Annotated in this window: 19 protein-coding genes; 10 read left to right on the top strand and 9 right to left on the bottom strand. The window is 66.3% G+C overall.

Going from position 1 to position 17,375, the window contains the following annotated elements; all coding sequences use genetic code 11:
• Positions 1 to 14 precede the first annotated feature (14 nt).
• Positions 15 to 473, bottom strand: a complete 459-nt coding sequence (locus OKW52_RS07320) for an Lrp/AsnC family transcriptional regulator (RefSeq protein ID WP_264505147.1) — start codon at positions 471 to 473, stop codon at positions 15 to 17.
• Between the two features lie 133 nt (positions 474 to 606).
• On the opposite strand from OKW52_RS07320, the gene ilvC reads away from it, so the two are divergent.
• From ilvC to OKW52_RS07335, 3 genes are all read left to right on the top strand, one after another.
• Positions 607 to 1,629 carry a ketol-acid reductoisomerase gene (gene ilvC, locus OKW52_RS07325; RefSeq protein ID WP_127104884.1) on the top strand — a complete coding sequence of 341 codons (1,023 nt, stop codon included), beginning with the start codon at positions 607 to 609 and terminating at the stop codon, positions 1,627 to 1,629.
• A gap of 134 nt (positions 1,630 to 1,763) precedes the next feature.
• Complete coding sequence (locus OKW52_RS07330) at positions 1,764 to 2,297, top strand: hypothetical protein (protein WP_264505148.1); 534 nt, start codon at positions 1,764 to 1,766, stop codon at positions 2,295 to 2,297.
• 41 nt (positions 2,298 to 2,338) lie between these two features.
• Positions 2,339 to 2,572, top strand: coding sequence for a sulfurtransferase TusA family protein (locus OKW52_RS07335; RefSeq protein WP_264505149.1), 234 nt, complete (start codon positions 2,339 to 2,341; stop codon positions 2,570 to 2,572).
• On the opposite strand, the gene OKW52_RS07340 is transcribed toward OKW52_RS07335, so the two are convergent.
• Positions 2,569 to 3,069, bottom strand: a complete 501-nt coding sequence (locus OKW52_RS07340) for an Lrp/AsnC family transcriptional regulator (protein WP_127104881.1) — start codon at positions 3,067 to 3,069, stop codon at positions 2,569 to 2,571. The two genes, OKW52_RS07335 and OKW52_RS07340, sit on opposite strands and share 4 nt — an antisense overlap.
• Positions 3,070 to 3,329: 260 nt before the next feature.
• Here OKW52_RS07340 and trxB point away from each other — a divergent pair, with 260 nt between their 5' ends.
• On the top strand, positions 3,330 to 4,271 hold the full coding sequence (gene trxB / locus OKW52_RS07345; protein ID WP_264505150.1) for a thioredoxin-disulfide reductase: 942 nt from the start codon (positions 3,330 to 3,332) through the stop codon (positions 4,269 to 4,271).
• A gap of 18 nt (positions 4,272 to 4,289) precedes the next feature.
• Here the strand turns inward: trxB and OKW52_RS07350 are convergent, their stop codons facing one another.
• The 3 genes from OKW52_RS07350 to clpS are packed head-to-tail and all read right to left on the bottom strand — an operon-like array spanning position 4,290 to position 6,521.
• Positions 4,290 to 5,096: an SDR family NAD(P)-dependent oxidoreductase gene (locus OKW52_RS07350; RefSeq protein WP_264505151.1), complete on the bottom strand. Its 807-nt coding sequence runs from the start codon at positions 5,094 to 5,096 to the stop codon at positions 4,290 to 4,292.
• Positions 5,093 to 6,175: a class I SAM-dependent methyltransferase gene (locus OKW52_RS07355; protein WP_264505152.1), complete on the bottom strand. Its 1,083-nt coding sequence runs from the start codon at positions 6,173 to 6,175 to the stop codon at positions 5,093 to 5,095. The genes OKW52_RS07350 and OKW52_RS07355 overlap by 4 nt, the downstream gene beginning before the upstream one ends.
• Positions 6,176 to 6,194: 19 nt before the next feature.
• Positions 6,195 to 6,521 carry an ATP-dependent Clp protease adapter ClpS gene (clpS, locus tag OKW52_RS07360; RefSeq protein ID WP_164736557.1) on the bottom strand — a complete coding sequence of 109 codons (327 nt, stop codon included), beginning with the start codon at positions 6,519 to 6,521 and terminating at the stop codon, positions 6,195 to 6,197.
• 108 nt (positions 6,522 to 6,629) lie between these two features.
• Between clpS and OKW52_RS07365 the strand changes: the two genes are divergently transcribed.
• The 3 genes from OKW52_RS07365 (at position 6,630) to OKW52_RS07375 (ending at position 9,557) form a co-directional block, all read left to right on the top strand.
• Positions 6,630 to 7,331, top strand: a complete 702-nt coding sequence (locus OKW52_RS07365) for an HAD family hydrolase (RefSeq protein ID WP_264505153.1) — start codon at positions 6,630 to 6,632, stop codon at positions 7,329 to 7,331.
• A gap of 260 nt (positions 7,332 to 7,591) precedes the next feature.
• Complete coding sequence (locus OKW52_RS07370) at positions 7,592 to 8,632, top strand: D-alanyl-D-alanine carboxypeptidase family protein (RefSeq protein WP_319800457.1); 1,041 nt, start codon at positions 7,592 to 7,594, stop codon at positions 8,630 to 8,632.
• A 25-nt stretch (positions 8,633 to 8,657) separates the two neighbouring features.
• Complete coding sequence (locus OKW52_RS07375; RefSeq protein ID WP_264505154.1) at positions 8,658 to 9,557, top strand: hypothetical protein; 900 nt, start codon at positions 8,658 to 8,660, stop codon at positions 9,555 to 9,557.
• 95 nt (positions 9,558 to 9,652) lie between these two features.
• Here the strand turns inward: OKW52_RS07375 and OKW52_RS07380 are convergent, their stop codons facing one another.
• On the bottom strand, positions 9,653 to 10,669 hold the full coding sequence (locus OKW52_RS07380; protein ID WP_264505155.1) for a class I SAM-dependent methyltransferase: 1,017 nt from the start codon (positions 10,667 to 10,669) through the stop codon (positions 9,653 to 9,655).
• Positions 10,670 to 10,757: 88 nt separating this feature from the next.
• Complete coding sequence (locus OKW52_RS07385) at positions 10,758 to 10,895, bottom strand: hypothetical protein (protein WP_264505156.1); 138 nt, start codon at positions 10,893 to 10,895, stop codon at positions 10,758 to 10,760.
• A gap of 109 nt (positions 10,896 to 11,004) precedes the next feature.
• Here OKW52_RS07385 and hemC point away from each other — a divergent pair, with 109 nt between their 5' ends.
• On the top strand, positions 11,005 to 11,952 hold the full coding sequence (gene hemC, locus OKW52_RS07390) for a hydroxymethylbilane synthase (protein WP_264505157.1): 948 nt from the start codon (positions 11,005 to 11,007) through the stop codon (positions 11,950 to 11,952).
• A gap of 84 nt (positions 11,953 to 12,036) precedes the next feature.
• Here the strand turns inward: hemC and mnmH are convergent, their stop codons facing one another.
• Entirely contained in the window at positions 12,037 to 13,089 is a 1,053-nt protein-coding gene (mnmH, locus tag OKW52_RS07395; protein ID WP_264505158.1) for a tRNA 2-selenouridine(34) synthase MnmH, read from the bottom strand.
• 158 nt (positions 13,090 to 13,247) lie between these two features.
• Positions 13,248 to 13,961 carry an arylesterase gene (locus tag OKW52_RS07400; protein WP_406622199.1) on the bottom strand — a complete coding sequence of 238 codons (714 nt, stop codon included), beginning with the start codon at positions 13,959 to 13,961 and terminating at the stop codon, positions 13,248 to 13,250.
• Between OKW52_RS07400 and OKW52_RS07405 the strand changes: the two genes are divergently transcribed.
• Together OKW52_RS07405 and OKW52_RS07410 are read left to right on the top strand one after the other, a co-directional pair.
• On the top strand, positions 13,960 to 14,670 hold the full coding sequence (locus tag OKW52_RS07405) for an ABC transporter ATP-binding protein (RefSeq protein WP_264505160.1): 711 nt from the start codon (positions 13,960 to 13,962) through the stop codon (positions 14,668 to 14,670). The genes OKW52_RS07400 and OKW52_RS07405 overlap by 2 nt on opposite strands.
• A complete protein-coding gene (locus OKW52_RS07410) occupies positions 14,667 to 17,186 on the top strand; it encodes an ABC transporter permease (protein ID WP_264505161.1) in 2,520 nt (839 codons plus the stop codon). Before OKW52_RS07405 ends, OKW52_RS07410 begins: the two co-directional genes overlap by 4 nt.
• Positions 17,187 to 17,375: the final 189 nt, after the last annotated feature.

A 17,375-nucleotide genomic window follows, 5' to 3' on the forward strand; every position in this document is an offset into this window, starting at 1 on the left:
AAGGTGGGGGCGGGTCACAGCGGCAGCGCCTCGCCACGCTTGATTTCGGCGACATGCATCAGGGCTTCGAGGTCGGCGATATGGGGAAGGGTAAGGATGCGGGTGCGGTAGACCTCGGTATAATGGGTCATGTCGCGGGCGATGACGTTGAGGCGGACATCGACGCGGCCGAGGAAGGTCTGGATTTCGATCACTTCGGGCACCAGCCGCGCGGCGGCGATGAATTCGTCAAAGGCGCGCGGGTTGGTCTTGTCCAGCGTGACGCGCAGCGAGACCTCGACCTCCCAGCCCAGTTTGCGCCAGTCGATCACCGCCTCCACCCCCTTGAGCACGCCGCGCGCGCGCAGCCGGTCGAGGCGGCGCGAGGCGGTCGCCTCGGTCATCGTCGCGCGGCGGGCGAGTTCGGCGATCGGTTGGGCCGGGTCGGCCTGCAACTGGCGCAGCAATCGGCGGTCGGTGTCGTCGATGGACATGATTCCCTCCAAATTAGCGATCTGTGCGAATGGTACCTGACAGGATTGCGCAAATTATAGAGGAAATTGCAACGCCTTTGCTTGGAAATTCCCTATGATGCAGGGCAACCAACACCGACCAAGGAGCGCCCTCATGCGCGTGTATTACGACCGCGATTGCGACATCAACCTGATCAAGGACAAGAAAGTCGCCATCCTCGGCTATGGCAGCCAGGGCCATGCCCATGCGCTGAACCTGCGCGATTCGGGTGCCAAGAACGTCGTCGTCGCCCTGCGCGAAGGCTCGTCCTCGGCGGCGAAATGCGAAAAAGAAGGCCTGAAAGTGATGGGCATCGCCGAGGCTGCCGCCTGGTGCGACCTGATCATGTTCACCATGCCTGACGAGCTGCAGGCCGAGACCTACAAGAAATACGTCCACGACAACCTGAAAGAGGGTGCCGCGATTGCCTTCGCGCATGGTCTGAACGTGCATTTCGGCCTGATCGAGCCGAAAGCGGGCGTCGATGTCATCATGATGGCCCCCAAGGGCCCCGGCCACACCGTGCGCGGCGAATACACCAAAGGCGGCGGCGTGCCCTGCCTGGTCGCCGTGCATCAGGACGCGACCGGTCGCGCGATGGAGCTGGGTCTGAGCTATTGCTCGGCCATCGGCGGTGGCCGCTCGGGCATCATCGAAACCAACTTCCGTCAGGAATGTGAAACCGACCTCTTCGGCGAGCAAGCCGTGCTGTGTGGCGGTCTGGTCGAGCTGATCCGCATGGGCTTTGAGACGCTGGTTGAAGCGGGCTACGAGCCGGAAATGGCCTATTTCGAGTGCCTGCACGAAGTGAAGCTGATCGTCGACCTGATCTATGAAGGCGGCATCGCGAACATGAACTACTCGATCTCGAACACCGCCGAGTATGGCGAGTATGTCTCGGGCCCGCGTATCCTGCCCTATGATGAGACCAAGAAGCGCATGAAAGACGTGCTGACGGACATCCAGAACGGCAAGTTCGTGCGTGACTTCATGCAGGAGAACGCCGTCGGTCAGCCATCGTTCAAAGCGACCCGTCGCCTGAATGACGAGCACCAGATCGAACAGGTCGGCGAGAAGCTGCGCGCGATGATGCCGTGGATCTCCAAGGGCAAGATGGTCGACAAGACCCGCAACTGATCAGGGTTGCAGTAAGGCAGGGGGCGCGCGACCGCAGGGTTGCGCGCCCTTCTTCATGCTGCGCACGCGGCTTTGACCTCGCTGCTGCGCACAGGCGTGCTAGACTGGGGACAGACACTTTCAGGAGCACCGCCATGCAACGCCGCCACTTTCTGACCAGTTTTGCAGCCGCCCTTGGCGCAGGGAGCATGGCGCAGGCCTCGGGCCGCAACAGCGTGCAGAGCGGCGCGGCCTATCCGGTGATTGTTAACCGCGACGGGATGGCGGCGCGGATTGATCATCTGGTGATTACCGATGGCCGGCAGGCCCTGTCGTTGGACTGGAATAACGGTGCGGCCTTGTATGACGAGGATCGGGTGGATCTGTCGCGGGTCGGCGGGTTGGGTTCGATTTTCCGCACGCCCTTCCGGCGTCGCTGGCGTGACGGCATTCCGGCGGGAACGGTCGAGATCATCCCTGACCGCAACACGCTCATTGCGCGGGTGCAAGACGCGTCCCAGTTCGCCGGAACGCAAGCAACGCTGGGTGCGGGCGATTACAGCTGGGATCTGCCGGGGCGCTTTGCGCAATCCGGGATGCCGGGGACGGGCGCGCCTGCCGGGGCGATCCGACTTGGCCGGGATGGCCGGGTGCTGATCGCGCTGCCGCAGATGGTGGCGCAGGTCTGAGGGGCTGGACAGTGGCGCGTGCCCCGCGCTAGGGGCAGCGCATGACTCAGGATTTTGATGTCGAGATCGACGCCCGCGACCTGCTCTGCCCGCTGCCGGTGCTGCGGGCGCGCAAGCGGCTGGCCGGGATGAGTGCCGGGCAGGTTCTGCGCGTGCTGGCGACCGACACGGCGTCCATCATCGACATGCCGCATTTCTGCGCCGGGGCAGGGCACAGCTATCTGGGCTGCGAGGAACAGGGCGGCTCGCTGGTGCACCGCATCCGGCGCGGTTAAGCCTCGCGGCGATAGCGTTCTTCGAGCACGTCGAAGGGCACGCCCGGATCATCCTTGGCCACGCGGATCACCAGTGAGGTTTTCACGCTGGCGACGTTATCGGCGGCCAGCAGATCCTCGGTCAGGAAATTCTGGAACGTCGACAGGTCGGGTGCGACGCATTTCAGGATAAAGTCGATCTCGCCGTTCAGCATGTGGCACTCGCGCACCAAGGACCACGCGCGGCAGCGGTCTTCGAAGGCGCGCAGATCGGCCTCGTTCTGGCGGTGGAGGCGGACCATGGCGAACACCTGCACCTCGAACCCCAGTTCGCGCACATCGACGCGGGCGTGGTAGCCGCGGATATAGCCCGCCTCTTCCAATGTGCGGACGCGGCGAAGGCAGGGCGGGGCCGAGATGCCGACTCGCTTGGCCAATTCGACGTTGGTCATGCGTCCATCGGCTTGCAATTCGGCAAGGATCATACGGTCGATGGGATCGAGTTTCGCGCCGGGCATTGCGGCAGGTCTCCATGTCGGTTTGCGCTTATGTAGGCATGATCGCCCGGATGCGCAATAATCTTTCGTACTTAAGCAATTTCTGTGCCGCAGAGTGACACAAACCCGCATTTGCGCGGGCGGTCGTTGGAAAGGCAATGGCTCGGGTTGGCGGGTGCCGTCTTGCCACGCCCCGGTCTGAGCCGATAGGAGAATGCAAGCCCTTGCATGACGCTCTTGCGCGATTACATGCAGTGAAAAGAATATGTATGGAGCGCCAGATGTCCGAAACCAAACACACCCGCCTCTTGATCATCGGTTCGGGCCCTGCGGGCTATACCGCCGCCGTCTATGCGTCCCGCGCGATGCTGGAGCCGGTGCTGGTGCAGGGCATGCAGCCGGGCGGTCAACTGACCATCACCACCGATGTCGAAAACTGGCCCGGTGACGCGTCGGTCATGGGCCCTGACCTGATGGTGCGCATGGAGAACCACGCGCGCGAGATGGGGGCCGAGATCATCACCGACATTATCCTGTCGCTGGACCTGTCCAAGCGGCCGTTCACCGCCGTTGGTGACAGCGGCACAGTCTATACCGCCGATGCCGTGGTGCTGGCGACCGGCGCGCAGGCGAAATGGCTGGGGCTTGAGAGCGAAGAGAAGTTCAAGGGCTTCGGCGTCTCGGCCTGCGCCACCTGCGACGGGTTCTTCTATCGTGGCAAGGAGATCGTCGTGGTCGGCGGCGGCAACACCGCCGTGGAAGAGGCGCTGTTCCTGACCAATTTCGCGTCCAAGGTCACGCTGGTGCACCGTCGCGACAGCCTGCGGGCGGAAAAGATCATGCAGGACCGGCTGTTCAAACACCCCAAGATCGAAGTCGTCTGGGACAGCGAGATTGTGGAGGTCGAGGGCACCTCGATGCCGCTGGGTGTCAGCGGCGTGAAGATCCGCAACCTGAAGACCGGGGCCGAGTCGGTGCTGCCCGCCGAGGGCTTCTTTGTCGCCATCGGTCACGCCCCGGCGTCAGAGCTGGTCAAGGATCAGCTCAAGCTGCACTCGGGCAATTACGTCTGGGTCGAGCCGGGCTCGACCCGCACTTCGGTTGAAGGGGTGTTTGCGGCAGGCGATCTGACCGATGACAAATACCGTCAGGCAGTGACCTCGGCGGGCATGGGCTGCATGGCCGCGCTCGATGCCGAGCATTGGTTGGCCGCGCAGGACTGAACGCAGGCAGCGTCCCGCTCAATGGGCGGGGCGCTGCACCGTATCCAGAACGGACCGGCCGCCGTCCAGCCCGACGACTTGCCCTGTCATGAAGCCCGACGCGGCCGAGGCAAGGAACTGCGCCAGTTCAGCGACTTCCGATGCCGTGCCAATCCGGTGCAGGGGCGTGCCCGCGATGATGCTGTCGCGGTATTCGGGGTGCTCGGCGATCGTGTCGCGCAATGTGCCGCTCATCAGCGAGCCAACGGCAATCGCGTTCACCCGGATCGCCTGCGGCGCCAGCGCCACGGCCATCGAGCGCGTCATCTGTTCCAGCGCCGCGTTCGAGATGGAAAAGCCCAACAGCTCAGGCTGCGTGCGATGCGCGGCGATCGAGGACAGGTTGATGATCGTTCCGGCCTCTTGCGGGCGGGTTTCCTGTTGCTCGGCTTGCAGGATCATCCGCCGCGCAACCGCCTGGCTGGTGCGCAGGGCGACATTCAGGTTCTGGTCCAGCAGGGTTTCAACGCTGTTGTCAGCGGGGTCCAGCGGGTCGGTGACCATAAAGCTACGGGTTGCGTTGATCAGGATATCGACCCGGTCGAACGCGTCCAGAGCCGTGGACAACAGATTGGCAACGTTCAGCTTTTCGCGCAGGTCACCAGCAAACAGGCGGCAATTGGGCAGCTCTGCCAGATCGTCCGCACCCGATTTCAGACGCTTTTCGTTCTGGTCGGAGAAGACGACATTGGCCCCCTGATCGACAAAATGCCGGGCAATCGCATGGCCGATACCGGTGGCCGCACCAGTGATGATGGCGGTCTTGCCCTCGATCGAAAAGCTCATGCGCGGCGTCCTTTGCTGTGGCCGGCGCGGGGCGCTGCGGTGCGTGCCTTGGCGGCTTTGAGTTCGCGCACCGGGCCTTCGGCGACAAACAGCTTGAAGCCGGCGTTGCCGGGCTCTTCCGTCAGCTTGCGGAAACACGCCGCCAGCGTCGTCTCATAGGGCAGGTGCCGGTTGGCGACGATGAACAACTGTCCCCCCGGCTTGAGCATCTTGGCCGCACTCTGGATGAACGCAACGCCCAGCTGTGGGCGCGCCTCGCGGCCCTGATGGAACGGCGGGTTCATGATCACCGCATCCAGCGGCAGGCGCGGCAGCGGGTTGGTGGCGTCGGCCCAATGAAACTGGGCACGCGGGTCGGTGACGTTCAGACGCGCGCATCCCAGCGCGCGGGCGTCTGATTCGATCAGGTGCAGCGCGGCGATGCCGGGGGCTTTGGCCAGCAGTTGTGCCGACAGATAGCCCCAGCCCGCGCCCATATCCGCGACTTGGCCCTTCAGGCCCGCCGGCAGCATCTGCGCCAGCAAGGCCGATGCCGCGTCGATGCCATCCGCCGAAAACAGGCCGGGCAGGGTCTGATAGCTGCGGGTGTCGTCGGACAGGTCGCTGGCCACCGCGCGCCAAGTGCCCAGCGTATCGCCGGGCGAGGGGAACCAGGCGATCTTGCCATGGCCCTTGGCGATGACCTCGCTCAGCTCAACCCGATCACGCAGTTCGCGCAACAGCGCATCCGCGCCGTCGGTCTTCTGGCCATCCACGATCACCGGCCCATCCGTCAGCGCCGCAGCCTGCGCCAGCAGATCGCGCGCCTCGCTCCGCGAGCGGGGCAGGCAGACGAGCGCGGCGGTGTAGGGACCGGTCGCGGCTTGCGCACAGCTGTAGCCCTGCGCGACGAACGCGGCATGGTCAGGCGCATGCGGGGTGACAATCTGCACGCGCTCACGCGGCAGCGGGTCCAGCCATTCACCGGCGCGGGGGTGGAAAACGGCGATGGTGCCGCTCGAAGGCAAGGCAAGCCCAGCCTCGACGGCAAGCTCCAGCCGCAGGGCGCGGGGGGCCGGGTCAGTCAGCGAAATGGTCATGGGCAGACGCGAGCGCGTCCTACTCCTCTTTTTCCAGCGTGCACTGTAGCGGGTGCTGGTGACGGCGCGCAAAGTCCATCACCTGCGCGACCTTGGTTTCGGCGATCTCGTAGCTGAAGACGCCAACCACGGCGAGGCCCTTCTTGTGGACCGTGAGCATGATCTCGAACGCCTGTGCGTGATTGACGCCAAAGAAACGCTCAAGCACATGCACGACGAATTCCATCGGCGTGAAATCGTCGTTCAGCAGCATCACCTTATACATCGGCGGACGCTGGGTACGGGTGCGTGTCTTGGTGGCAACGCCGGGGTCCCCGTTGTCGGGGTCGTCTGTGCGATCGGACATCGTGGAGTGCAATACCATGCGGGTTTGGCCTGGGGTGACAGATTCGGTTTCCCGGCAGTATATAGCGCGCAGAACGCTCAAGTGAACCCTGCCAGGACATCCCTTACGATGCAGTTAACGACGATTGGTCTCGATGCGGACGATACGCTCTGGCACAACGAGCGGTTTTTCACCCTGACACAGAGCCGTTTTGCCGAGCTGCTGGCCGATCATGCCGAGGCCGAGCACCTGTCCGAACGGCTGCTCGCCGCCGAACATCGCAATGTCGGGCGCTATGGGTTTGGCATCAAGGGATTCGTGTTGTCGATGATCGAAACGGCGGTCGAGGTGACCGAGGGGCGCGTGCCGGGCAGCGTGATCGGTCAGATCATCGCCGCCGGGCAAGAGATGCTGGCCCATCCGATCGAATTGCTCGACGGGGTGCAGGCCACGGTCGAGGCTTTGGCCGACAAGCACCGGCTGGTACTGATCACCAAGGGCGATCTGCTGGATCAGGAGCGCAAGCTGGCGCAGTCGGGCTTGGGCGAGTTGTTCGACGCCGTCGAGATCGTCAGCCACAAGACGCCCGATGCCTATGCCCGCGTCTTCGCGCGGCATGGCGACGGGGCTGCGCACGCGCTGATGGCGGGCAATTCGATGGCGTCTGATGTGGTCGCGCCGCTCAACGCCGGGGCATGGGGCGTGTTTGTGCCGCACGGGCTGGAATGGGCACTGGAGCGCGCGCCGACCCCCGAGGGTCACCCGCGCTTTCGGCGGATTTCCACCTTGGCTGATTTGCCTGCGCTGATTGATGATATCGAGTCGTCCTGAATGTTGTGGGCGCCCCGCGTGGCGCTGCCAGATATAGATCTCGTCTCAAGATCGTCCGAAAAGCTGTTGAAAAGGCGGGGGTTTTCATATCGCCGCTTTAATGGTAGCCTTATCGTGAGCAGAAATGACGCCGCCGGCTAAACGGGGGCGCAGAGGCAGAGGTCAGGCAAGTGACAACGCATCGACAGCGTTGGCTCAGGGACATGTGTGCGTGGTCCGTAGCAGTATTCTGTGCGGCGATCCTCGCCACCGGCATGCCCATGCGAGCCGTAGCGCAACCCTATTCAGCCGTGATCATGGACGTGCGAACGGGTGAAGTTCTTCAGGAAACCGACAATTCGACAGCGCGCCTGCATCCGGCGTCGCTGACCAAGATGATGACACTCTACATCGCCTTCGAGGCGCTGGAGAATGGAGAGATCACGCTCGACACGCGGGTGCGAGATCTCGCAGCACGCCGCTGCGCAGCCCCCTCGCGGCTGGGTCTGCGCGCTGGGCAGACGATCTCGTTTCGCTATCTGATCCGCGCCGCCGCGCTGCGTTCAGCCAACGATTCCGCTGTCGCGATCGCCGAGGCGCTTGAAGGCTCGGTATCGGCCTTCGCCACCCGCATGAACCGCACCGCGCGGGCGATTGGCATGACCAGCACCCATTTTCGCAACCCGCACGGGTTGACGTCAGAGGGGCACTATTCCTCGGCCCGTGACATGAGCCGGCTGGGGCGGCAGCTCTATTTCGATTTTCCGCAGTATTACAACATCTTCTCGCGTCGGTCCGAGGATGCCGGGATCGCCACGGTCAACAACACCAACCGCCGTTTTCTGAACGGATACCGCGGGGCGGACGGGATCAAGACGGGCTTTACCAGCGCGGCGGGCTATAACCTGACGGCGATGGCGGAACGCAACGGCGTGCGCATTCTGGTCACGGCGATGGGCAACCGGTCGTCCACGGCGCGCTATAACCGCGTGGTCGAGCTGATGGACCGGGGCTTCCGGCTGGCGCCACGCAGGGCCGCCGTTCACCGTCCCTCGCGTCCCAGCTATGTGCCCGGGTCGGATGATCGGGGCTCGGGCGTCGCTGCGGGCCGGGTGATTCGCCTGCAAACCGCGCCGACGACATCGCGCTTTCCGCGGCGCAGGCCGCAGCCCGGCGATGCGCCGTCTGATGACCTGATCGCCGCGCTGCGCGACGGGATCGACGAGGTGATCGAGGATATCCGTGAGCCGGACGAGCTTGTCGAGGTCGCCGATTCTGGGCGTCCTGCCCGGCGTTTCGTCAGAGGAATCGGAGGAGGGTGAAGACGGCCTCGCTGAAGAGGGCACGGTGCTGGTTGCCGCTGCCGCCCCTGAGCGGTCTCCCTTGCCGCGCGCGCGGCCGGAAGAGGCCGTGGCGGCGCTGGAACAGGCTGACGAGACCGAATCAGCCGGGATGGGGGACAGCGGCGTCGAGGTTGCGCGCGCTGCCGGGTTCTCGATCATCGACCCCGAGCAATACGCCGCGCTGACGCAGCAGGATGCGGTTCCCGCCGTGACCCCGGCGCCGCGCCCGGAAGAACTGGCAGCGCTGGCTGATGCGACCGCGCCGACGCCGCCCGAACAGTTCGAGCATGACCCCGAGGCCGTGGCCGAGGTGCAGGTGGCGGATCACGCGTTGACCATCCCCGGCCTGCCGCCCATTGCGCTGGACCAAGCAGCGCCCGCGCAGCCGGCTGAAAGGGTTGCGGCTGCTGGTGCGACACCCGTCGCGGCCCCGAACCCGGACGCACTTTTGCCGGCGATTGAGCCTGCGGCCGTCGAGCTGGCAGTGGATGACGAGGGCCGCGTGTTGTGGCGCGATGAAGAACTGTTGCAAGCGCTGGACCACGAAAACCCCGAAGAGCCTGTGCTGGCCCCGGCGATCGTGCTGACCAGTGCCTCGGATGAGGATCCGGCCCCTGTCGAAGCCCCGATGCCCGAGATTGTCACCCGCGTTTCCACCTCCGGCGGGCGACTTTGGCGGGTCGAATTGGGTCGCTTTGGCTCGCCCTTTGACGCCGAGCGCACGTTGCTGCGCATCGCTTTGTCCGAGTCGACGACGCTGAGCACCGGCGTGCGCCGGGTCGCCACACGCGGCGGGCGCTATGTGGCCGAGGTGAACTCGCTGTCGCAGGAACAGGCCGAAATGGCCTGCACCCGCCTGATCGCGCGCGATCACGATTGCACGGTCGTCGCCCCCGAGGGGTGACCCACGGCCGGGCCCCGCAACAGGTGCTTGTCGCAGGAATGCAAAACGCTCGCGAAGATCTCTTCGCGAGCGTTTTCAAGGGTCAGGCGGCAGTGTCAGTCGCGCGTGCAGATCACCCGGACGGAATCGTATTTCTTGGCCGGGTCAGCCAGTGCCGTGGCGGCGAACAGCCCGAGCGAATGGCGCACCTGACGGTCGATATCGGCCTGCAGCAGATCGCGCCCCTCCATCTCGGCGGTGATGCGGGCCTCGTCGATCAACCAGTCCGGCATGAACTGACGCACATAACCGCGATAAAGGACGGCACGCACGCGCAGCCCGGCGGCTTCGGCGCAGGCTTTCAGACTGTCCGGCGTGAAGAAATTCAGATGCCGTGGCACATCCAGCCAGCGCCAGCGCGGCCCCATCCGGCGCGCGCCTTCGCTTGCCATATTGGGGACTTCAACCGACATGACGCCGTTGTCTGACAGCAGATCACGCGCATTCGCCAGCGCCAGAACCGGGTCCAGCGTGTGCTCCAGAACATGCGAGAAAACGATCAGGTCATACAGCGAACTCCGGATCGCAGCCGGCAGCGATTCCGCTGTTCCCTCCCTCACGTCCAGCCCACGGCTGCGCGCCACAGCGACCGCACGGGGGTCAGGCTCGACCCCGCGCACGGATTTCAGATGCGGTCCAAAAGTGCGCATCCTGTCGCCATCGCCGCAGCCGATCTCCAGCCCGGTCTCGGCCTCCTGCGGGATGATCGATCGCCACCAGGCCGATGTCGGCTCAGCCCCGCGCTCAAACCGCCAGGCCAGACGGCCCAGCTGGCGGCCCAGCGTGCCCACGCGTCGCGCCTCGTCGGCGACGTCGGGCGTATAGCGCTCGGCATGGGTGTAATAGGCGTCGATGTCGTAAAAACTGGCTACGTCACTGGGGCGCGGGCGCGGAAAGACCTGACCAAAGCCATCGGTCTCATTCCACCAGATCTGCCAGGCGCGGCGATCTGCCGGTCGTCGCCAGTCGATTGGCACGGTCAGACCCGGGTGCATTTCCGATCCCGTAAGGGGACAGATCGGGCTGAATCGCGTATGGGCCATCGTCTGTGACACGCTAGCGAGATCCTTCATAAAGCCGACTCCCTTGGTTCGGTGCGGCTTTGGTGCCTCGGGTTTTTGTCAAGACTAGGGCAAAATAGAGCGGGAAGGGGCGATTTCCTCAGATTGCGCGCGACAAAGGCAATGTGTGTGTCGGTGCCGCGTCCGATCCGGTTCCTGCCACGGCCACCGCGCCGGTGATCACCAGCACGACGGCAACGACGCTCCACAGGCGGGCAGTCTTGAGGCGAACAGGCATGGCGGCTCCTCCGGGGCTGATGTCCCTTATGGGTCGCGCCCAGCGACGGATCGGTTCAAACAAAAGGCACCCCGTTGCGCGGGCGCGACGCTGGGGATAATCAGGCGGCATGAGCGTGACCCTCCCCACCCCCGCCGAACCCCTGAAGATCGGCACCCGCGGTTCGCCGCTGGCGCTGGCGCAGGCCTATGAGACCCGCGCCCGGCTGATGGCCGGCTTCGACCTGCCGCAAGCCGCGTTCGAGATCGTCGTGGTCACTACCACCGGCGACAAGGTGCAGGACCGCCCGCTCAAGGAGCTGGGCGGCAAGGGGCTGTTCACCCGCGAGATCGAGGACATGATGCTGGCGGGCGACATCGACATTGCCGTGCATTCGATGAAGGACATGCCGGTCGCACAGCCCGCAGGGCTGATGCTGGACTGCTACCTGCCGCGTGAGGATGTGCGCGATGCCTTCGTGTCGCCGGGTGTGGCGCGGCTCGACGATCTGGCACCGGGGCAGGTGGTCGGCACCTCGTCCCTGCGCCGTCGCGCGCAGCTTTTGCACCGTCGTCCGGATCTGAAGGTGGTCGAGTTTCGCGGCAACGTGCAGACCCGCCTGCGCAAGCTGAGCGAGCAGGTCGCCGATTGCACCTTCCTCGCCATGGCCGGGCTGAACCGGCTGGGCATGGCCGATGTGGCCCGTTCGGCCATCGACCCCGAGCAGATGCTGCCCGCCGTCGCGCAAGGGGCAATCGGCATCGAACGCCGCGTCGATGACGCGCGCGCGCAGGCGATGCTCGAACTGATCCACCACCAGACCACCGGCTTGCGGCTGGCCGCCGAACGCGCGTTCCTCGCCACGCTCGACGGCTCGTGCGAGACGCCGATTGCCGGGCTGGCGGTGATCGAGGGCGACCAGCTCTGGTTGCGCGGCGAGATCCTGCGCCCTGATGGCTCTGAGTCCCTTAGCGACGAAGGCCGCGCCCCGATTGCCGAGGGCGCCGCGCTGGGCAAGGCCGTGGCAGAGCGCTTGCTGGCCCGCGCACCTGCCGGGTTCTTCGACTGGCGCAGCTAATCGTCAGACTTTTTGCATATGTTGGATAAGGGAAAACCCGTTGGCTGTAGCCTCGGGGTTTTCCTTTGCCGATGTCGGAAAACTTCAACCCAGGATCGCTGCGATCTGATCCGCCAGCGCTTCCTGAGCGGCGTCATCCAGTCGTTCGCTGCGCAACACCTGCGCTGCCGCTTCCCCCTGCCGCAGCTTGGTGCGCGCATAGCGCGGGTCGTAGTGCTCGGCCATCAGCCGCGCCGCAAGCGGGGTGAAATCACCGGCCTCGGCCAGCGCCTGCCATTCTGCAATCGTCGCCTTGGACTGGAACGGCCCCAATGCCGCGATCCGCGCCGCCAGCACATCGGGCGCGGTGGTGATGTCGGCATAGGCCGTGGTCAGCCACTGCGCGCGCGCCTCAATCGGCGCGTCGATCTCGATCCGGGGTGCTGTCTGCATCGCTTGCCACAGCGACGGTGGCAAGCGGATTGCCCCGATGCGGTTGGACTCGGCCTCCACCAGCACCGGCCGCGACGGATCGAGCCGGGCCACCGCCTCGGCCAAAGCGCTCTCGAACCCCTTCTGCGCCGGTTGCGCATCGCCGGGCACCAGTCCGAACAGGCTGCCCCGGTGCCGCGCCAGCCCCTCCAGATCGATCACCTGCCCACCGCGCGCCGCCACCTTGTGCAGGATCGCGGTCTTCGCCGTCCCGGTGTTGCCGTCCAGAACCATAACCGGCGCCGGGAACGGCTCTTCATAGAGCGCCTTCTGCACCAGCCGCCGCCACGAGCGCCAGCCACCGTCCAGCACGCCAACGCGCCAGCCGATCTGGCCCAGGATCAGCGCAACCGAGCCCGACCGCTGCCCGCCCCGCCAGCAATACACCAAGGGGCGGTAATCGGTGGGCTTGTCGGCCAGATACCCCTCCAGCTGCGACGCCACATTCCGCGCCACCAGTGCCGCGCCCATCCGCCGGGCAAGAAACCGGCTCTCTTGCACGTAAACCGTCCCGACCCGCGCGCGTTCTTCATTGCTTAATGAGGGCAGGTTGACCGCACCGGGCACCCGGTCCTCGGCGAATTCCGCCGGCGATCGTACATCGATCACCTCGTCATAGGGCAAGGAGAACAGATCCGAGAGGGCGGTGAGCGTGACACGTTGCATGCCTCAGGGCTTAGCGCCCAACCCGTCAAACGCAAAGCCCAACTTTATGCCGGAAATATCCTCGGGGGATTCCAAGGGGTGGAAAACCCCCTTGGCGGGGTGTGGGGCTGGCCCCACCCGGCGCGAGCGGGCTCGATGCCCGCGAGCGCCGGCCTCCCTCACTCGGCAATCCGCGCGATCAGCTCCTCAACCGCAGGCCCCATCGCCTCGACCACCAGCAAGACCCCCGCTGGATTCGGATGGATCATATCCCCCTGCATCACCGCGCGCGGCGCGACGCCTTCCGCCATCAGCGGCGCCATCATATCGGCCACCAACAGCGTGCCATGTTCCTCGGCCAGCTCCGGGTACATCGCCGAGAACGCCTGCTGATACGCCGCCCCGTAATTCCCCGGCGCGGGCAATCCGACCAGCAACGCAGGCAAGCCCTCGTCCTCAAGCCGCGTCAGGATCGCGTCCAGGTTGGCGCGGCTCAACGCGGGATCAATGCCGCGCAGCAGGTCATTGCCCCCCAGCGCCACGATCACCGCGTCAGGAGTGTCCGCCAGCGTCCAGTCCAGCCGCGCGCGCCCGCCGGTCGTGGTGTCGCCACTGACGCCCGCGTTGATCACGCTCACATCATGCCCGCGCGCCCTCAGCCAGGCCTCCAGCTGCGGCACCAGCCCGTCGCCCTGCATCAGCCCGTAGCCCTGCGTCAGTGAATCGCCCAGTGCCGTGATGCGCAAAGTTTCGGCATCTGCGGCGGAAACTCCGGCCAGCAGCGTGAAAAGCGCAGCTGCGGCAAGGCCGCGTAGCTTGCTATGCGCGCGCGCGACCCCATATCGGCCTGAAGCTCCATATCCGCCTGAAGCGTTGCAAAGGATTGTTTTCATGCCCGAACCCGTTCTGTCCCTCAAGGATGCCTGCCTGACCTTGCAGGGCAATGCCGGCCCTGTCGAGATCCTCAAGGGCATCTCACTGGACGTTGAACGCGGCCAGTCCATCGGATTGGTGGGCCCGTCGGGCTCGGGCAAGTCCTCGCTGCTGATGCTGATGGGCGGGCTGGAGAGCGCCACCAGCGGCGCGGTCAAGGCGCTGGGGCAGGATCTGACCACGATGAACGAGGACGCGCTCGCGCGGTTCCGGCGCGGCAATATGGGCGTGGTGTTCCAGTCGTTCCACCTGATCCCCACGATGACCGCGCTGGAAAACGTCGCCACGCCCTTGGAGCTGGCCGGTCACAAGGACGCGTTCGAACGCGCCGAGGCCGAGCTGACCGCCGTCGGCCTTGGCGCGCGGATGCACCACTACCCCGCGCAGATGTCGGGCGGCGAGCAGCAGCGCGTCGCGCTGGCGCGTGCCGCCGTGCCCAGGCCCGCGATCCTGCTGGCCGATGAGCCGACCGGCAACCTTGACGGTCCCAACGGGCAGGCGATCATGGACCTGCTGTTCGGGTTGCGTGACCGCCATGGCGCGACGCTGGTGCTCGTCACGCATTCCCCTGAACTCGCCGCGCGCTGCGACCGGGTGATCCACCTGCGCGATGGCGGGATCGAGACCGAGACCCGCGCCACCCAAACCCGCGCCGGGGTTCCCGCATGACCCTTGCCCTTGCCGCAAGGCTGGCCCGGCGCGAGTTGCGCGGCGGGATTGCCGGGTTCCGCATCTTCCTGCTCTGTCTGGTGCTGGGCGTCGGGGCGATTGCCGCTGTCGGCTCGGTCCGTGCCGCGATTGAGGCTGGTCTGGCCCGCGAAGGTCGCGCCCTGCTGGGGGGCGACGCCGAGCTGCGCATGACGTACCGCTTCGCCGACGAGGCCGAGCGCGCCTGGCTTGATACGCAGGCGGCGGCCTGGGGCGAGGTCGTCGATTTCCGCTCGATGGCTGTCGCGCCCGATGGCGAACGGGCACTGACGCAGGTCAAGGCGATTGACGACACCTGGCCCCTGATCGGCGCGCCCGAGTTTGACCCGCCGATGAGCGTCGATACCCTGCTGGCCGGGCAGGGCGGTTTGCCCGGCGCGGCGCTGGACCCGCTGCTGATCGACCGTCTGGGCCTGCAGATCGGCGATACGGTGCGCATGGGCACGCAGGATTTCGCGCTGATGACCGCGGTGATCCGCGAGCCGGATTCTGTCGGCACCAGCTTCGGCTTCGGCCCGCGCAGCATCGTGGCGACCTCGGCGCTGGAAGGGTCCGGGCTGCTCGGCGCAGGCTCGCTCTATGACACCTCCTACCGGCTGGTTCTGCGCGATGGCGACACGCTGGAACGCGTCCGCGCCTCGCTCATCGACACGTTCCACGACGCTGGCATCCGCTGGCGCGACGCGGCGCGGGCCGAGCCGGGCGTGGCCCGTTTCGTCGACCGGATCGGCGCGTTTCTGGTGCTGGTCGGGCTGGCCGGGCTGGCGGTGGGGGGCATCGGCGTGTCGTCCGCCGTGCGCGCCTACCTCGACGGCAAGACCGGGGTGATTGCCACGCTCAAGACACTGGGGGCCGAGGGGCGGACAATATTTGCGATCTATTTCATCCAGATCGGCGTTCTGACACTGGTTGGCGTGGCGCTGGGTCTGGCGCTGGGCGCGGGGGCTGTCCTGTTGGCGACGCCGCTGGCGCAGAGCAGCCTGCCCGTGCCGATTGCCGCCGGGCTCTACCCCCGCCCGCTGGCCGAGGCCGCGCTCTACGGCGCGCTCACCGCGATGGTCTTTACCCTCTGGCCGCTGGCGCGGGTGCAGAGCGTGCGCGCCGCCGCCCTCTATCGCGGTATCGGTACCGAATCGCGGGCCCGGCCCGGCGCTCTGCCGATGCTGGCGCTGGCACTCTCGGTCGCAGCGCTCATCGGCGCGGCGGTCTGGTTCTCGGGGACGTGGGAACTGGCGCTGGGCGCGGCCTTCGGCATCGCTTTCGCGCTGGGTCTTCTGGCGCTGGTGGCGCTGGGGTTGCGCGCTCTGTCGCGGCGCGCATCGCGGGCCAAGGCGTTGCGCGGCCATACCGCGCTGCGGCTGGCGCTGGGCGCAGTAGGCAACCCGCGTGAGGGGGCGGTGGCCGTGGTGCTCTCGCTGGGGCTGGGGCTGACGGTGCTGGCCACCGTGGGTCAGATCGACGCCAATCTTCGCAACGCCATTTCGACGCAGATGCCCGACCGCGCGCCGTCTTTCTTCTTTCTGGACCTGCAACCCGATCAGGTCGCGCCGTTCAGCGCCGCGCTTGCCGGGTTCGACGGCGTCAGCGACATCCAGACCGCGCCGCAGCTGCGCGGCGTGATCGCGCAGATCAACGGCCGGCCGTCCAGCGAGTATGGCAACCACTGGGTGCTGCGCGGCGACCGGGGCGTGACCTATGCTGCCGATCAGGGCGGGTTGCGGCTGACCCAAGGGACGTGGTGGCCCGAGGATTACGACGGCCCGCCGCTGATTTCCTTCGGGGAGGAAGAGGGGACCGAGCTTGGCCTTGCCCTGGGCGACACGATCACGGTCAACGTCATGGGCCGCGACATCACCGGCACCATCGCCAATTTCCGCGAGCTGGACTTCCGCACGGGGGGCATCGGTTTTGTGATGACCTTCAACCCGGGTGCTTTCGCGGGCGCACCGCATACCGTGATCGCGACCGCCCGCGCCCCCGAGGGGTCCGAAGGCACAATCCTGCGCGCGCTGGGCAATGCCTTTCCCAACGTCACCGCGATCCCGATCCGCGAGGCGGCGCAGCGGGTGGTCGAGGCTTTTGGGGCGCTGGCGGCGGCCACCTCGCTGGCCGCACTGGCGACGCTGGCGACGGGCTTTGTCGTGCTGATCGGTGCCGCCGCGGCAGGCGAGCGCGCGCGGGTGTTCGAAGCGGCTGTGCTCAAGACACTGGGCGCGACGCGGGGGCGCATCCTTGCCAGCTTCGCCCTGCGCTCGGCGCTGATGGGGGCGGCGGCAGGGCTGGTGGCCATCGGTGCCGGGGCTCTGGCAGCCTGGGCGATCCTCGTGCAGGTAATGGACCTGCCCTACCGGTTCGAGCCGGTCTCGGCGTTGCTGATCGTGGTCGGCGGCGTGGTGGCCGTGCTGCTGGCCGGGTTGCTCTTTGCCTGGCGACCGCTGGCGGCGCGCCCGGCGGGCATCCTGCGCGCGCAGGAGTAAGCCGGGGAGGGACGGCGCTCGACCCCATCGAGGGGTCTCGCGCCGCTGTGGGGCCAGCCCCACCCCCGCGCGGGGGACGCACGCGTCCCCCGGACCCCCTGGTGGATATTTGAAGAGCAAAGAAACGCGCTTAACAAAACCTTAACGCCCCTCTTTGCTCGCTAAATATCCTGGGGGTGAATGCGCGGC

Source organism: Pararhodobacter zhoushanensis, from assembly GCF_025949695.1.
In the GTDB taxonomy this organism is placed as follows: domain Bacteria; phylum Pseudomonadota; class Alphaproteobacteria; order Rhodobacterales; family Rhodobacteraceae; genus Pararhodobacter; species Pararhodobacter zhoushanensis_A.

Coding starts and splice junctions, on each gene's coding strand:
- OKW52_RS07320 (WP_264505147.1), bottom strand. CDS start 473: ATGTCCATCGACGACACCGACCGCCGATTGCTGCGCCAGTTGCAGGCC.
- ilvC (WP_127104884.1), top strand. CDS start 607: ATGCGCGTGTATTACGACCGCGATTGCGACATCAACCTGATCAAGGAC.
- OKW52_RS07330 (WP_264505148.1), top strand. CDS start 1,764: ATGCAACGCCGCCACTTTCTGACCAGTTTTGCAGCCGCCCTTGGCGCA.
- OKW52_RS07335 (WP_264505149.1), top strand. CDS start 2,339: ATGACTCAGGATTTTGATGTCGAGATCGACGCCCGCGACCTGCTCTGC.
- OKW52_RS07340 (WP_127104881.1), bottom strand. CDS start 3,069: ATGCCCGGCGCGAAACTCGATCCCATCGACCGTATGATCCTTGCCGAA.
- trxB (WP_264505150.1), top strand. CDS start 3,330: ATGTCCGAAACCAAACACACCCGCCTCTTGATCATCGGTTCGGGCCCT.
- OKW52_RS07350 (WP_264505151.1), bottom strand. CDS start 5,096: ATGAGCTTTTCGATCGAGGGCAAGACCGCCATCATCACTGGTGCGGCC.
- OKW52_RS07355 (WP_264505152.1), bottom strand. CDS start 6,175: ATGACCATTTCGCTGACTGACCCGGCCCCCCGCGCCCTGCGGCTGGAG.
- clpS (WP_164736557.1), bottom strand. CDS start 6,521: ATGTCCGATCGCACAGACGACCCCGACAACGGGGACCCCGGCGTTGCC.
- OKW52_RS07365 (WP_264505153.1), top strand. CDS start 6,630: ATGCAGTTAACGACGATTGGTCTCGATGCGGACGATACGCTCTGGCAC.
- OKW52_RS07370 (WP_319800457.1), top strand. CDS start 7,592: ATGCGAGCCGTAGCGCAACCCTATTCAGCCGTGATCATGGACGTGCGA.
- OKW52_RS07380 (WP_264505155.1), bottom strand. CDS start 10,669: ATGAAGGATCTCGCTAGCGTGTCACAGACGATGGCCCATACGCGATTC.
- OKW52_RS07385 (WP_264505156.1), bottom strand. CDS start 10,895: ATGCCTGTTCGCCTCAAGACTGCCCGCCTGTGGAGCGTCGTTGCCGTC.
- hemC (WP_264505157.1), top strand. CDS start 11,005: ATGAGCGTGACCCTCCCCACCCCCGCCGAACCCCTGAAGATCGGCACC.
- mnmH (WP_264505158.1), bottom strand. CDS start 13,089: ATGCAACGTGTCACGCTCACCGCCCTCTCGGATCTGTTCTCCTTGCCC.
- OKW52_RS07405 (WP_264505160.1), top strand. CDS start 13,960: ATGCCCGAACCCGTTCTGTCCCTCAAGGATGCCTGCCTGACCTTGCAG.
- OKW52_RS07400 (WP_406622199.1), bottom strand. CDS start 13,961: ATGAAAACAATCCTTTGCAACGCTTCAGGCGGATATGGAGCTTCAGGC.
- OKW52_RS07410 (WP_264505161.1), top strand. CDS start 14,667: ATGACCCTTGCCCTTGCCGCAAGGCTGGCCCGGCGCGAGTTGCGCGGC.